The following is a 13,254-nucleotide window of genomic DNA, read 5'->3' as shown; positions in this document are numbered from 1 at the left end:
TGTTAGGAGTGATTGATTTCGGTTATTTCGCTGAAACGCTGAAACGCCATATCCAGCTTTTCCAACGGTAAATTGGGCACTGTCCAATACTTTATTTCTTGAGAAATCCAACGTTTTTGCCGCGCAGTGACGTTCGGACATAGCAAGGCCTGTCCCATACCTATGAATACGTTTGGCTGAAGCAGACCGATGGCTGCGCGTCGAAGCCGAAGCCGTCGAGTTCGCGGACAAACGGGAACTGCGCGATCTTGCTCGACATGAGCGTGTCGAGCTGGTCGCGGATGGCCGTCAACTTCAGCCGATCCAGGATTGCGATCAGCAGGTCATGATCTAGCGTCGTCATCACCAGCTCCCTCCGACCACCGCTTCGTACTCGGCGAGTGGCCGCAGCAAGGTGGCCGGGGATGATCTTGATGCGCTCGGCGCGCACCGGCCCTTCGAAGCCGGCAACGCCGACAAAAGGCTCTGTCGCAAACCTGGAAATGGGGGTGTGAACGGCCATTTCGGCCTGTCCGTCAGGCAGCGAGGATATCGAAACAGCGATCGACAGACTTGTAGTCATACCTCGCCTGTCGCTTGCCAATCATGTGGATCATCTCGATGCCGGAGAGGATAACCACGGCGCTCGCCTGCGACTTGAAGCCGATGGATCGAATGCGGCGCTTGATACGCAGTCTGTTCTTTCAATTTAGACCAACTATGCGGATGCCGCCTCAGTCAATTCAAGAAGGTAACCAATGCCGCGCACGGTCGTGATCCGTGGCGTTGCACCTGACCTACTCAGGTGTCCACGTAAGCGATAGATTCCGACTTCAAGCGCGTTGGCAGATACCTCGTCGTTGAACGAATAGAGGTGATCTTCCAACTGCGCACGAGGCACGATGCGGCCTGCACGGATAAGCAGATGCTCTAAAATACATAGTTCGCGGCGTGCGATCTTCAGAGGATGACCCGAGACGGAAACCTGTCGGCCGATCGGATCGAAATTGAGATTGCCAAATACAACGATGGGGTCGGTCACCTGTGTCGACCGGCGCAGAATGGCTCTCATTCTGGCGATGAGCTCATCGAAAGAGACGGGCTTGAGCAGAAAATCGTCCGCGCCACCGTTGAAAATTGCAATTCGCTTCTCGAGATCGTTGATGCTACTCATAATGAGGGTTGGAACTGAATGCCCGTCGCTCCTTAGCTGTCTCAGCCAGCCCAAGCCATCGCCATCTGGCAGAGCCAACTCCAGCAGGAGAATTTCATAGGTTGCGCAACAGAATGCCCTCGACGCCTGTTCCAGGTTGCCAACTACATCAACGGCAAAACCGCTATCCCCGAGCGCAGCTCGCACGGCGCGCGTAAGATCCACGTGATGATCAATGAGCAGCGTTCGCATTTCACGTCCTATCAAGGTAGGACAGGTCACCGTCCGCTGTAAGACCGGGGCGACAGCAGAAGTCGCGCAACTCTTCGTAGTGTTCGTAACGCTCTTTCCGATGGGTGATCGCGGGAGAATGCAATCCGCACGCCTGCAATAGTCGGGGATGGAACACGTGAAGACCTGTTGACGGGCTGAAACCGTCGGTCGGCCAGCCCACAATGCCACCGACTCTGCCTGCGATTTCTCTGCGCATCGATCCTCCTATATGGGTTGCGTCGCAAACTCCAGCTGAGGTCGCAAGGGCAGGTTGCGGCTTTGTTCATTGAGAGGACCCCCTGGAGGCAATACCGGGAGGATTCCCTGTATAGCACTTCCCGATTTACCAACCGGTCATTCCGAACCACGTTCGGCGGCTTTGAAGACGCTCATTTGAGCGCGGCTAGGTAAATCAAGGGTACGACCTGCCGGGTGTCGATGCCGCTTTTGAAGCAGGCATCGGCACCAGCTCGCTGAGCGTCGCCCGCGCAATTCAGCGGACGCGCTCGATACACCCAGTCGAATCGTGCCGCAGCTTGCCGCGCCGACAGGGCGGCCGAAGAGTTCAGGCTTGTGACCGAAGGGCTACGCCCAGTCGTCCTCCCATAATCAACCTCGGTCAAATCAAAGTGACGTTGAATCTGAACAAGTTGCGCCATCATATCACAAACGACTTACCGATCCCCGACGTGCTCGAGCCTTAGTGCTTATTGAGAAGATCGGCTACTGTCTCTCCGCGTCGCCGGGCATCGGCGGCGAGCCACACCTCCCCCACCTCATACACGTCGCCGTGGGTACGAAACGGCACAATGACGTCAATGGCAGCCGACAGCAGGTCAAGAAGCGTGTGGTCTTCCACAGCAGCTCCTTGCGGGCTGCTCTTGACGAGTGAAAAGAGCTTTTTAAAGCCTTGGACCGGATCCGCCCCATGAATCGTCGATATTGATCCCGCATGGCCGGAGACGACTTCGCTAAGGTAGGCCCAAGCAGCATCATCGCGCATCTCGCCAAGCAATATTCGATCAGGGCGCATGCGCAAGCTGGCTTGCAACAGTTGCTCGGCTGTCACCGCACCTACGCCTGCTCGGTCCTTCGGATAGAGTAACCGGACATGATTCTCGTGCGGGATTGCAAGTTCGAGCGTGTCCTCGATACTTATCAGCCTCTCTTGCGGGGGTATAGCGTTGATCAAAGTCTTGCTCATTGTCGTTTTGCCGCTACCAGTAGGTCCGCAAAGCAGCATCGTGAGCCGCCCGCAAACGCACGCTCGCAAAAATTGCTCCAAGTCACCATGGTCGTAGTGCTGAAGAATCGTTTCGTCCTGCCGCTCTTGGCGCTCCTTTCGTGACCGCCATTGATTCCAACGCGAGTATTCGTAGCGAGAAGAAACTTCCTTGAGTTCGGTCACACGACTTGAGGGACGCCGTATCGTCAGGCTTATTGTTCCTGAGGGAACAGCGGGCGGCAAACAGATCTGCAGCCGCTCTCCGTTCGGCAGCTCAGTCGCACAGAGGGGGCTTTGCGGTCCGACATCTTGCTTGCGCAGCGCTCCAGCGAGGATCGCGATGTCCTCCAGATCGTCATAAGATAGCGGTAGCGGATGTTTCGTGAAAACGCCGGCCTGTCGGACAAAGGCTTCCCCAGGCCGGTTGATAGCGACCTCTTCGGTCCTTGGCTCCTCAAGCCATTTCAGAACAGGGTTGAGAAGCAAACGCAATTGAGGGTCAGCCTCCGGTCGCATTGTTGTCTCTCCGGCGTTGGCGATGTTGGGGGGGGGCTGGCGCCACGGCGGTCGCTCTAAGATCGTATACATCTGAGAAATCGAGGTCCCGAGCCACAAAGATGGATACAGCATCTCCCTGGTTTTTCTTCAGAGTTGGCGGAACGTTGATCGTTGCTCTAAGGGTCGTCTCAACGGCTTGTCCGGCGTTGCTCTGGAAGCTGTTGATACCGCTTCCTCCACCTGAGCTGCCAGCGTATTGACCGGCGGCCTGAAACGCGCCTTGAATGACGCTCATGAGCATTGCTCCGCCAAAGCGCTGCCAGAAGTGATTATCCACCGTGCCAGGCATTCCGGAGCGGCCGAGCTCGTCAGCGCCCGGCGATGCTAGCGAAACGAGGGCATGGTCAGGCGTTTCCATGCGCGTCCACAGCACGAAGACACGCGCATCCCCCTGTTGGAGACCACGCTGGATCTCGCCAATCACGGTCGTCCCGCGATCCAAAAGCACCACGTTGTTGGTGGCGCCGCGGACGTCTTTAGGTAAGACGCACTTCACATAACCCGGTAAATTTGTGTCGACTGCCGTTTGCAAAATGCAGGGGATGATCGTTCCTTGAGTAATCACGAGATCAGGGTGCGGCAAAAGTGTGGCCCGGCTTGGCTCCTGTATATCTGGCTTCAATCGCGCCGACAGATCGCCAGCGTCTGAAATCTCATCCGAGGTCGCGGGAGCATCCCTATGGTTGTCTTCGCTCCGCTGACCGTCGTTGGGCATTTTACTGCTGCCACTGTAGGCGAAAATTGGTGTTTCCTCCGGCGGCGGATCAGCTGAAGTCGGCGTGGATGGCGCAGGATCTCCTGCCTGCGCCGCCTGTACGGCTGCTGGAGCTTCGGGAGCAATCTCAATCGGCACGGGGCGGAATGGTTCGGCGTCGGCGACAATTGGAGGTTTTGGCTGAGTTGGTTCGTCTTGTGTGCTGGGACGACCTCCGAGCCAGATGAGTGATAGAGATGAGATGAGAACAAGAGCAGCGACGGCCAACTTCTGCAATCCCGAAACATGCCGGCGGGCCGGCTCCGAGACCATCGATCCGGAGGCATGGACATCATGTCCCGACTGTGGGCCGGTTTCATTCATCGGCCGAGCCTTTCAAAACGCGCCACACGTCGGGTGTCACTGTACCGGTCCCTGGCGCTCGTCCCACAGGGTCATAAGCCCTGTTGAAAATGGACAAGACCGTATTGCCATCTCTCAGACGCCATTCCCGGGCGACTGCGGATACTTCAACATAGTCTCCTTTGACCGTGTAATTGGCAGCGGCTTCCTTGCCGTCGGGATTGATAATGTAGAGAGAGGGTATGCGGGAATTGCTTGCGAAGCCAAATACGGTGGTAAAGCCATTATCGAAAACTTGCAGCGGCGACAGCGATCGATCGCCCTTTGCGACGTAGTGAAAATTGCTTTCGTCCGGACTGGTAGTTGCGGCGGGCCGATTCAACAAATCCTGAACTCTCTCGTCGTGCAGCACTTTCGCCCGGGCCTGACCAAGAATCGAGCGCCTTTCTGCGTCCTTTCTCCGAGCAGCAGCCTCATCAGCAGGATAGGTGAACTGCACACTGTAGTATAGGTCAGGTTGCTGCTCATCGAGTTTTGGCATCGCTCTCGTTGAAATACTGAAGACGTATCTCCGTGTACCGGACTCACTCTCGGCCAGCACGATGACCGGCTGCGGCGGGAGCATCCGGCTAGCCTTAAAAAAGAGATAGTTGGCGCGCGGGAGCGCAGCCAGGTCTTTGCTATTGGAAACGGCCACGGCTGCGACTGTCTCGTTGGCCGCGAATGTGACAACCAGCGTTGCCCCCACTGCGGTAGACAGGCGCACCACTTCGTCAGGACGGTAAGCCAGGTAGCGCATGCGCGCATCATGCTTGCCGGCAAGTGGTGTGTCTTCCGCGGACGCTTCCATCGTTAAGAAGAGTGAACAGACCAGCGCGAGAAACGCTCTTTTTGTCATGGCTGCACATAGCCCAGGTTCGATACGCTATCTTCCGAGCTTTGATAGGAAGTGATGAGTAGACCTCCCGGATTGGTGAGCCTCGATTGCCCAGGCAGACCCGTCAAGCGCTCGTAGCGGATGGTAGCTGTCCAGGTGGTCACTATCGGCATCTGCCCATCGACAACAAGCGTACGTTTGTAACGGATCTGTTGAACGTCCGGACTGATGTCGTTTGAAGAAATATGCCCGACCTCGAGCTTGCCGCGCTTGCCGACCGTGACTTGCGGCGAGGTGGGATTCGGATAGTTGAAGAAATCTTGATATTGCTGTCGCACAGTCGGCGCGCTGAAACTGGATACGAGGTCATAGGCGTATTGGGCTGTATCTGCTGTGTACCCCTCGCGCAGGCGTACATATTCCCACAGCGAAGCATTTATGACGGCTCGGTCTTGGGTTGCCGGCAGTCGAGACACTGACACTTCGCTGTCGACGGTCCCATCCGGCCGGACCCAGAGGAACACAGGTACGAGCTTGGCCAACGGGACCATGGCAGCGATGGTAAATGCCTGGGCAACATTTCCTAGGACCGCCGCTGCGGCAAAGGCGATCAGGGCCTTTGACAGGCGCCGCGCAGACTTCGCTCGTGACGTTTGAAACGCTTCCACCTTCTTATAGTGGGCGGCTAGCGTTTCTCTCTCCACCAGAAGGGCATGTTCAGGAAATTTCACTTTGGCTCTTCCGCGCATTCGACCTGAAGATCCTCAGGGGTGGTTTCCCATTGTCCCACGTTCAGTTGGAATGGGGCACCCGCGCACGTCGCAAGCCCATGGCTCGTCTTGCAGGCGGCCAAAGCGAGGATTGACAGAAGTAGGCAATATTTCATGTTTTTGGCACCGAACTTGTCGATTGATTAACCACCCGCCGTTTTGGCAAAGTGGCGATTGAGGCTGTTAAGAGGTCGGTTCGCACCTCCCCAAGAGCCGCCGGCGATGCTGCTGGCGATCGTCGGAAGCGCGACGATCAGAGCGTCACCAGCTAGGAAAAGCATGTCGAGCTCGTAAAGCCCGATGATCTTGGCTGCTGTCGTGCCCGAGAATTTGATCATCAAAAGCATGGCTGCCAGCGAGACTGCTTCGGCAGCGATTACTATCGTTGCAACGATGTTGAGGAGGAGAAGCAGCAGCCCGTACGAGAGCAGTTGGCCGATCCATCTGGTGGCTATGTCTCGAGTGTGATCAAAAAGGTAGCCTACAAGGACCAGGGGGCCGATCGTCAAGAGCACCTTCGTCAGAATTCCAACGGCATCGTAGATCTCGAACGCTGTCCACAGCGCGCCGTAGAAAATCCATTGCGCTCCCTCGAAAGCAAGTATGTCCTGGCCGTTCATAGGCCCAATTTCGGAAGCAATCAGCTGAAAGACATACTGGCTTGAAGCAAACATGATGTCGAGCTTCTGGGCGATTCCGATGAAGGGCAAGTCGCTGCCACTGATGTCGTGAGCCAACCTCGGAATCGTTTCGTCGAAAAGCGCTTCAATGTACTGCTGATAGTTGGCCTGCCCTAAGATAAGGGCGACGACAATCGACACCATGATTACGCGCGAGATACCCCCGCGCGCATCGACTTGACCACGCATGACCAGACAGCCTTGGATTATTATCCAGAGCGTGACACACGCAACCAGAGGCGCACTGACCGCCGCTTGGACGTTTTCAAGCACTTTGTGCAGCCCGGACGTGAAGGCCCCATGAAAGATCGTGTGTATAGTCGTGAATGGCGCGGGAATTTTGAAATTCATGGCGTGAGCCTGATGTGTCCCTGATCAGCGCAGCTGAGCCTGATGAACTCAGCGTTCACGGGAGGGGGCCAAAAATGCGAGCGGTGTCCCGATGTTCGCGACGCTGCGTGGCGGCCTCCTCAGCGGCGTGAAGGCTCCCTTGTGCAGTGGCCATAGTCAGCAGACTCGTGGCCTGGGCATTTTGGATCATCGCATCGTGAATCTGCTTGAGGACCAGACCGTTGGTCACGGTGGCCTGCATAATATTTCCCGAGCGGGAAAGCTGACCAAGCGTGCCGGCGTTATCCTTAAGGCGCTTGTCCATCATGCCCAAAGTGTCGGCTGCAATAGCTGCGGCATTGGCGGCCCCAGCGATTTGTCCCTTTAACAGTTTCGCTTCTGAATCGTCGCCCGTGACTATCCGATTTGGGTCCTCCGCAATGTTACGGGCGATAATCGAAGCTGGCGCCCGAGCATCAAACATCTGCTCCTCCAGCTTATTGCTCGACGGGTAATGATTTCCTTGGTTCAGTGAGCTTAGCACTCCCGTGACAGCGAATGACGAGGTTAGCATTGTCACCATTTCGATCGTCGTAGCGAGCGTCTCGATTGACCTCTCAAGGATCGCCGCATTGGAAATCGCTGTTAAGGTCGATTGTGTTTCTGTTACAGGGTCGGTGACGATCCATTGCGACCGGGCCTGTCCGTGAAGCAGAAGGGAAGCAGCAAGGGTCGTTACTGCAAGTTTGGCAAGTTTCATGAATATTCCTCCGTCAGTCTTGAACTTCATGGTACCGGGCCATGAACTTGTCGAGCCACCCACTTGGGGCGTCTCCGTGCTGGTTGCGAAGCTGGTCGGCAAAGCGCACTGTGTTGGCCCGCCCCGAGAGTACGGCTACGTACTCGCGCATCTGCCCAAGATCGAATTCGCAAACAATACTCCCGCTATCGCGCTTGAGCAAAAACTTGCGGCTGCCGATTGCCATTCCCTGGCGGATTGCCTCGAACTCCTGCGCAGTGCACTTCAAGCCATCGACATACGCAGAGCGGTCCGCCGTCGGTGATGGGTAGAAAATTTTCGTCATACATTGCGCAACGAGACTAGCTCCGAGAGGCGATTCCAGAACGTGTTCAGGCTGCTGCGTTGCGAGTATCAACATGCCGTTGTTTTTGCGGACCGTGAGCAAGAACTTGTCGATAACGGCCGAGAATTGGGGGTTGAGTAGATAGAATCGAAATTCGTCGCAGCTCATCACGAACCGACGACCATCGACGATAGCGCCCACTCGATGCAGAAGGTATGCGGCGGCCGGTGCACAGACCTCCTCATATTCCAGGAGCTGCGTCATGTCGAAGCCCGTAATGGAGGCATCCAGCCTTACTTCGTCCACGTCGCCGTCAAAGGCCCATCCAAGCGCCCCCCCTCTACACCACCGCTGCAGCCGTGCTCCTGCGCCCTCGGAGGGGCTGTGCAATAGGAACTCGCGCAGGCCCGCAAGTGAGCGCATAGGGGGTTCGAACGAAAGCTGACGAACAATGCCGCGTTCCAGCCGACGGCTTTCCTCCGGCGAGATCGGACCACGGCCGTCACTCTCGATCAGGGCCATCAACCACTCGCGCAGAAAGTCCCGAGAGGCGGAGGTGTTGTCCAGTCCACGCAGAGGGGCCAAGCCGCTCGGAGCGCCTCTGCGCAACGCAAGATATGTCCCTCCCGTGGCTCGCACCAGCAGTTCACCACCCCGATCCTTGTCGAAGAAGACGATCGCACCATTGCGATCGACCAAGCTTTGCTCAAGCATCGCGAGGACAAAGGTCATCAGCGTCGTCTTGCCTTTGCCAACGGGCCCGAATATTGCCGTCATGCCGACGTCATTCTCATGGGGGATGTAGTCGAAAGAAGTTCCACCGTTTGTGCGAAAGCGCGCAACAGCATTGCCCCAGTGGCCGGAACTGGAACCGCTTGGGAAGTTCTCAAATGAGACGAGCCCGGCAAAATTGTGTGAGGTGATCGCCCCCGGGCGCGTGCGCCACCTGTTGTTCCCCGGAAGTTGGGACCAATATGCGGCCTCCATGCCGATGCCCTCTTGGACGATAACGGCGCCCGCGTCGGCCAGCCGTGCGCGGGCACTTGCTGCGCGATCTGCAAGGCTATTGAGGCTGTCGGCATAGACGCACAGGCTCAGATGATGCGAACCCATCACGAATTCGTTGCTTGCCAGTGCGTCCTCTGCCTCGGCAAGTTCATTGATCTGGGTGAGAGCCTTGTCGCCGGCACTCGTCATCTGGCTGGACTTAAGGCTTAGTTTGGCATGAGCTTGCGGGCGAGTGAGGAAGGAAAAGCTCTGGCTCAGGACAAGCGGGAAGTTGGCGGACAGCAAGGAATTTAGCATGCCCGGCCGCGTCGTCGCCGGATATTCACGGAACGAAAACAATGATCCGACGGAGCTATCCCCGGGCCTTCGAATCTCAAGCGCCCGCTTCCCGCAGATGACCTGGTCAGTGTAGATCGAGGCGCCAAGTGAGCCGGTAACCATCGGAACCGGAAGAAACCGGCAAGTCATCATGAGCCGAAGCGCCTCGCCGATTTCCGTGAAGAGCACGTTGCCTTTCTCACGAATGCCCAACCGGCGCAGACCGTAACCGCCGAGTGCGCCAGCAATGATGTGCCAGAGGTCTTCCAGGCTCCGCATTTGGGTGGCTAGATCGTGCTCATTCCGTCTGCGGGACTTGGCAATCCGCAAGCCGATCTTGCCGATTGCGGTGCGGGGGGACACGATCAAAGTGAGGAAGTGATCGTTGCGAAAGAGCTTTCCCGACAGCACACGACGCTCGTAGGCCTCGCTCAGACTGCCAGCGAATGCACTTTGAAACCGGCGCGGCGCCGGCGCCGGCACATCGTTGTGTCTCACAAGATGAGCGTATATCGAGACATTGTCATCGGCGATGTTGCGCAAGAGAGTGTTGAACGCGCGGCAGCGCGAGTTGCGCATCTCAGCGTCTTCCAAATCAAAGGGCACACCGTTCACATGTGCCATGGCCATGATCGATCCGTCTTCCAGAAGGACAACCTGATCGCTTACGTGACCAACATACGGAAGGTAGATCTCGCCAGACCTCTCGGTCCGGCCGCTGGCGCCGAACATTACACCATTCCTCTTCCGCGTTTCGGCACTCTGATCGGATTGGCGCTGACGCTTGCGCCTCCCCAGACCGGCCCGTCCACGCTTCTGCCGGCCGTCTGCAAATAGAGCAGCACGACGCTTGCCGCGTTATAGTCACGCTCAACAACCAGCCGTGCTCCGAACCAGAGTGGCGCGAGAACGATTTCGTAGAGCGGGTTCTGAAGGATAATGATAACAAGCCCAGCCAACATCATGAGCAATCCGGCCAGCGTCAGCGGCACCCCCAGAAACAGTGCCGGGCGCGTCGCCGCCACATAGAGGGTGCTCACTTCCAACCGGTCGCTCATCAGCCACCGCCTATGAGCGCCTTGCCCAGGAAGCTGGCCCCGAACATGATGACGATCCCTCCAACGACACCCGCAACCAGGCCAAGTGAAGCACGACCGAACATCCAAGAGATACCGATGGCTACGAGCCCGAGCACGGCCAGTGATTGTCCAAAGGGCCCAAGTATGAACGTGCAGATATTCTGGACCATCTTGGCAGGATCCGTCCCTCCGGTCACCTGAGCCGCGGCTGGCCCGCTGTAGAAGACCGTCCACGCCGCGCCTGCAGCAGCGGCCGGTACATATTCAGCCGCCATGCGCAGCATGAAAAAAGGCGAAGGAACACGCGTTTTAAGCGCACGAAGTATCTTGAGTGGCGTCATCATTGCATCTCCATGTTTCAATCGAATACGAGTTTGTTCGGGTTCGAGGGTTCCCGTGCTTTCGCAGCCTGGCTGCCTGTCGGATCGGAGGGATCGGCCCCGGAGCGGTCTGGCTGATACGAGCCCCAGATGTCCCAAGAATCTTGGTTGGGCTGCTTCTTTCTATTGGCCTGTTGGCTCTGCTGGAGCAGAGGCGGCACGGCTTTCCGACCGGGTGCCTCAAGGTGCGGCACATCTCGAGCAGTCGGCTCCAGCGTTCTCTCAAGGAGACTTGAGATGTCCTTTGCGGCCGACTCGACCTTGCGTACATAACCGTTGGCGAAGCCATGCGTGACGTCGCCCGTGTTATAGGCCGAGATGGCACGGCGAAGCGCCAGTTGCTGTGCCACAGCAGTGGTGCCGCCGGCATACCGGCTTTCAAGCAGGTGGGCGGCAGCCGAAAGCGAGGCGCAGGGCTCGAAAGCCCTTTCCGGCGTGAGATTGAGCACGGCAAAGTTCTTGCTGTTTATCTGCATCAATCCAACATCGACAGAATGTTGTGCTTCGAGGCGTTCCTTGATGCCCCGCGTGGCTTCCAGGTGGTCTATCCAGCGAAGCTGCTCACCTGTGGTGTTGTCATGAGCCACCAGCGTTTCAAAGCCACTTTCAATCTTGGCAATCGCGGCGAGGGTGGACGGCGCAACCCAGGGGGCGCATTTGCGCGACAGGCTGCGGAACTCACGCGGAGAAAGTGGCGCGGGCTCGGCTGGGAGTGACATGGATGTCATCAGGACGATGGCCAGCGGCCAAGCTGCAATAAACATTCCCTATCACCTACCTTTCCAAGCCGCCGGACGGGTTCTGGCCCTGTCCGGCACGCGCTTATCGGGGAGGTTTGTTACTGTGTAATGTTCAAGTTCAGCTTTTCGGTTTCAATTGAAGCAAAGACCGTGTTCGTATCAGCGTGGGTGAGCATCTTGCGCATGCGTGAGTGGCGCGGGCCCGATCAGCCAGCGACATCCGGAGCATCTTGGTACAATGACTCCTGTACAGGATTGCTCGTCCCGGCCGTCCGTTGCTCCTGGAGTGTGGGCCGCGACTTTGGCGTCATGGATGGTACTTCTGTCAGCGCCAAGCCAAGGACAAAATGGGGAGCTTGGCGGGCTTGTTCAGGCTCGGGATCACCGTGGGGAATCGACTAAGGCGATAAAGCGGCCCAACTTTGCCGGTATGCTGCCGGTCGTTAAAGAGCAGCCATGCGCGGCCCTGCACACTCAGATCATTGCTTGAGACGCGAGCTCGTCCGCGAAGCTGGCTCGAGGGCGCAAATCCGCGGCGGCGAGGGTCAACTGGGAAGACGTGGCGGCCCAGCCCATCCTGGTGCGAGCCTCGTTCAGCTGTTCGGCCGCCGCCGCCAAAGGGTGGATCATGCACAGTCCCATCGGCAGATAACCGCACGTCATTGACGGAGTCCGACGGCGCAATGGACAAGCATAGTGACACGCTCAAGATGGAGGAGTTGCAGTAACTGAGAAATGTTAGCCCGGACGTTCACCGCAACCGGCGACCTGCCGGTCGCCGAACAGCATTTGAGGCCGCCGGCCACCTTGGACGAAGCCGGCTTGGCAGGAGACACACTATTTTGCACAAGGCCGCTGCAGCGAATCACGGTCTTCTTCCGCCGACCGCCTCTCCGATCAAGCCAAACGCCGCGCTGCTCAACCATGTCCGAGCTGGATCCACGAGCCGGAGGATATCGAGATGATCCAGGTCCGCAAACTCCAGGATGACCAGGATGCAAGGGCATAGCAGGAAACTTGGCATCCATGAGGTCGAACTTGAGTGATATTGGCAGGCCTGCACCAACGGGGGAGCTCGAAGCGAAAAAGCGAAGGACCACACGGCAGGGTCATGTCGGCGCTTGGACCTGTCTGGTGGCCACGGGCTGCCTTGGTGCGGTCAATTCGCTGGGGATGAAAAGAACAGGACGAGCACGGCCTCACATTGGCCGCACGCAACGGCGAGTGGTATCAAGGAGCAGCTGTTCTGGGTCGGTGCCCCAGGGTTGCTCGGCAACAGGTTTAGACAAGGGGATTCAAGATTGAAGGTGTGCCGTTGAAACATGTTCTTGTCATTGACGATGATGCCGCAATGCGGCGCCTCATCGCCGAGTATCTCACGATGCATGCCCTGAAGGTAACCGCAGTCCACGATAGCAAGCAGTTTGACTATGTTCTTTCACGTGAGCCAGTCGATCTCGTGGTTGTTGACCTTAACCTAGGCCGGGAGGATGGACTTGCGATCGTCCGCAATCTGGCGACAAAATCGGATGTTCCTATCATAGTGATCAGCGGCGACCGGCTTGATGAGGCGGAAAAAGTGGTTGCACTGGAGCTCGGCGCAACCGATTTCATTCCCAAGCCTTTCGGGATGCGCGAATTCTTGGCCCGCATTCGAGTAGCGCTACGCCAGCGCATTTCTAGTCCGCGAACCAGAGAGCAGCGCTCATTTCGCTTTGGGGCCTGGAAGCTCAGCGTGAAGC

12 protein-coding genes and 3 pseudogenes are annotated in these 13,254 nt (G+C 57.4%); 1 reads left to right on the top strand and 14 read right to left on the bottom strand.

Annotation, left to right across the window (positions count from 1 at the left end; genetic code table 11):
- Nucleotides 1-184 precede the first annotated feature (184 nt).
- The 14 genes and pseudogenes from NKH95_RS30265 to NKH95_RS30200 form a co-directional block, all read right to left on the bottom strand.
- A pseudogene (locus NKH95_RS30265) lies at nucleotides 185-343 on the bottom strand (ATP-binding protein); the annotation flags it as partial.
- Nucleotides 344-515: 172 nt separating this feature from the next.
- Nucleotides 516-671 (bottom strand): annotated as a pseudogene (locus NKH95_RS30260) (IS6 family transposase); the annotation flags it as partial.
- Between the two features lie 26 nt (nucleotides 672-697).
- Nucleotides 698-1,384: a response regulator gene (locus NKH95_RS30255; protein ID WP_023814396.1), complete on the bottom strand. Its 687-nt coding sequence runs from the start codon at nucleotides 1,382-1,384 to the stop codon at nucleotides 698-700.
- 721 nt (nucleotides 1,385-2,105) lie between these two features.
- Entirely contained in the window at nucleotides 2,106-3,146 is a 1,041-nt protein-coding gene (gene virB11 / locus NKH95_RS30250; RefSeq protein ID WP_023737143.1) for a P-type DNA transfer ATPase VirB11, read from the bottom strand.
- Complete coding sequence (gene virB10 / locus NKH95_RS30245; RefSeq protein WP_023766578.1) at nucleotides 3,130-4,266, bottom strand: type IV secretion system protein VirB10; 1,137 nt, start codon at nucleotides 4,264-4,266, stop codon at nucleotides 3,130-3,132. Before virB10 ends, virB11 begins: the two co-directional genes overlap by 17 nt.
- Nucleotides 4,259-5,143, bottom strand: a complete 885-nt coding sequence (locus NKH95_RS30240) for a TrbG/VirB9 family P-type conjugative transfer protein (protein WP_023766577.1) — start codon at nucleotides 5,141-5,143, stop codon at nucleotides 4,259-4,261. The genes virB10 and NKH95_RS30240 overlap by 8 nt, the downstream gene beginning before the upstream one ends.
- Entirely contained in the window at nucleotides 5,140-5,853 is a 714-nt protein-coding gene (locus tag NKH95_RS30235) for a type IV secretion system protein VirB8 (RefSeq protein ID WP_023766576.1), read from the bottom strand. The genes NKH95_RS30240 and NKH95_RS30235 overlap by 4 nt, the downstream gene beginning before the upstream one ends.
- Nucleotides 5,850-6,008 carry a type IV secretion system lipoprotein VirB7 gene (locus tag NKH95_RS30230; RefSeq protein ID WP_081731114.1) on the bottom strand — a complete coding sequence of 53 codons (159 nt, stop codon included), beginning with the start codon at nucleotides 6,006-6,008 and terminating at the stop codon, nucleotides 5,850-5,852. The genes NKH95_RS30235 and NKH95_RS30230 overlap by 4 nt, the downstream gene beginning before the upstream one ends.
- 27 nt (nucleotides 6,009-6,035) lie before the next feature.
- Entirely contained in the window at nucleotides 6,036-6,923 is an 888-nt protein-coding gene (locus NKH95_RS30225) for a type IV secretion system protein (RefSeq protein ID WP_023766575.1), read from the bottom strand.
- A gap of 55 nt (nucleotides 6,924-6,978) precedes the next feature.
- Nucleotides 6,979-7,662, bottom strand: a complete 684-nt coding sequence (locus NKH95_RS30220) for a TrbJ/VirB5 family protein (RefSeq protein ID WP_023766574.1) — start codon at nucleotides 7,660-7,662, stop codon at nucleotides 6,979-6,981.
- Nucleotides 7,663-7,675: 13 nt separating this feature from the next.
- Nucleotides 7,676-10,045: a type IV secretion/conjugal transfer ATPase VirB4 gene (virB4, locus tag NKH95_RS30215; RefSeq protein ID WP_023737137.1), complete on the bottom strand. Its 2,370-nt coding sequence runs from the start codon at nucleotides 10,043-10,045 to the stop codon at nucleotides 7,676-7,678.
- Nucleotides 10,045-10,371: a type IV secretion system protein VirB3 gene (locus NKH95_RS30210; RefSeq protein WP_023679584.1), complete on the bottom strand. Its 327-nt coding sequence runs from the start codon at nucleotides 10,369-10,371 to the stop codon at nucleotides 10,045-10,047. The genes virB4 and NKH95_RS30210 overlap by 1 nt, the downstream gene beginning before the upstream one ends.
- The gene (gene virB2 / locus NKH95_RS30205) at nucleotides 10,371-10,736 is read right to left on the bottom strand and encodes a pilin major subunit VirB2 (RefSeq protein ID WP_031257862.1); all 366 of its coding nucleotides are present in this window, start codon (nucleotides 10,734-10,736) and stop codon (nucleotides 10,371-10,373) included. The genes NKH95_RS30210 and virB2 overlap by 1 nt, the downstream gene beginning before the upstream one ends.
- Nucleotides 10,737-10,750: 14 nt before the next feature.
- On the bottom strand, nucleotides 10,751-11,536 hold the full coding sequence (locus NKH95_RS30200) for a type IV secretion system lytic transglycosylase VirB1 (protein WP_023766572.1): 786 nt from the start codon (nucleotides 11,534-11,536) through the stop codon (nucleotides 10,751-10,753).
- 1,291 nt (nucleotides 11,537-12,827) lie between these two features.
- Here NKH95_RS30200 and virG point away from each other — a divergent pair.
- A pseudogene (gene virG / locus NKH95_RS30195) lies at nucleotides 12,828-13,254 on the top strand (two-component system response regulator VirG); the annotation flags it as partial.

It is taken from the genome of Mesorhizobium sp. M0848, from assembly GCF_040319805.1.
GTDB lineage: Bacteria > Pseudomonadota > Alphaproteobacteria > Rhizobiales > Rhizobiaceae > Mesorhizobium.
Note: the sequence above shows the minus strand (reverse complement) of the source record. Positions and strands in the feature narration are given on the sequence as shown.

Bases quoted from the DNA above. Each gene is read 5' to 3' on its own strand.
- NKH95_RS30200 (WP_023766572.1), bottom strand. From the start codon at position 11,536: ATGTTTATTGCAGCTTGGCCGCTGGCCATCGTCCTGATGACATCCATG.
- NKH95_RS30210 (WP_023679584.1), bottom strand. From the start codon at position 10,371: ATGAGCGACCGGTTGGAAGTGAGCACCCTCTATGTGGCGGCGACGCGC.
- virB10 (WP_023766578.1), bottom strand. From the start codon at position 4,266: ATGAATGAAACCGGCCCACAGTCGGGACATGATGTCCATGCCTCCGGA.
- NKH95_RS30240 (WP_023766577.1), bottom strand. From the start codon at position 5,143: ATGACAAAAAGAGCGTTTCTCGCGCTGGTCTGTTCACTCTTCTTAACG.
- NKH95_RS30255 (WP_023814396.1), bottom strand. From the start codon at position 1,384: ATGCGAACGCTGCTCATTGATCATCACGTGGATCTTACGCGCGCCGTG.
- virB11 (WP_023737143.1), bottom strand. From the start codon at position 3,146: ATGCGACCGGAGGCTGACCCTCAATTGCGTTTGCTTCTCAACCCTGTT.
- virB2 (WP_031257862.1), bottom strand. From the start codon at position 10,736: ATGATGACGCCACTCAAGATACTTCGTGCGCTTAAAACGCGTGTTCCT.
- NKH95_RS30220 (WP_023766574.1), bottom strand. From the start codon at position 7,662: ATGAAACTTGCCAAACTTGCAGTAACGACCCTTGCTGCTTCCCTTCTG.
- virB4 (WP_023737137.1), bottom strand. From the start codon at position 10,045: ATGTTCGGCGCCAGCGGCCGGACCGAGAGGTCTGGCGAGATCTACCTT.
- NKH95_RS30225 (WP_023766575.1), bottom strand. From the start codon at position 6,923: ATGAATTTCAAAATTCCCGCGCCATTCACGACTATACACACGATCTTT.
- NKH95_RS30230 (WP_081731114.1), bottom strand. From the start codon at position 6,008: ATGAAATATTGCCTACTTCTGTCAATCCTCGCTTTGGCCGCCTGCAAG.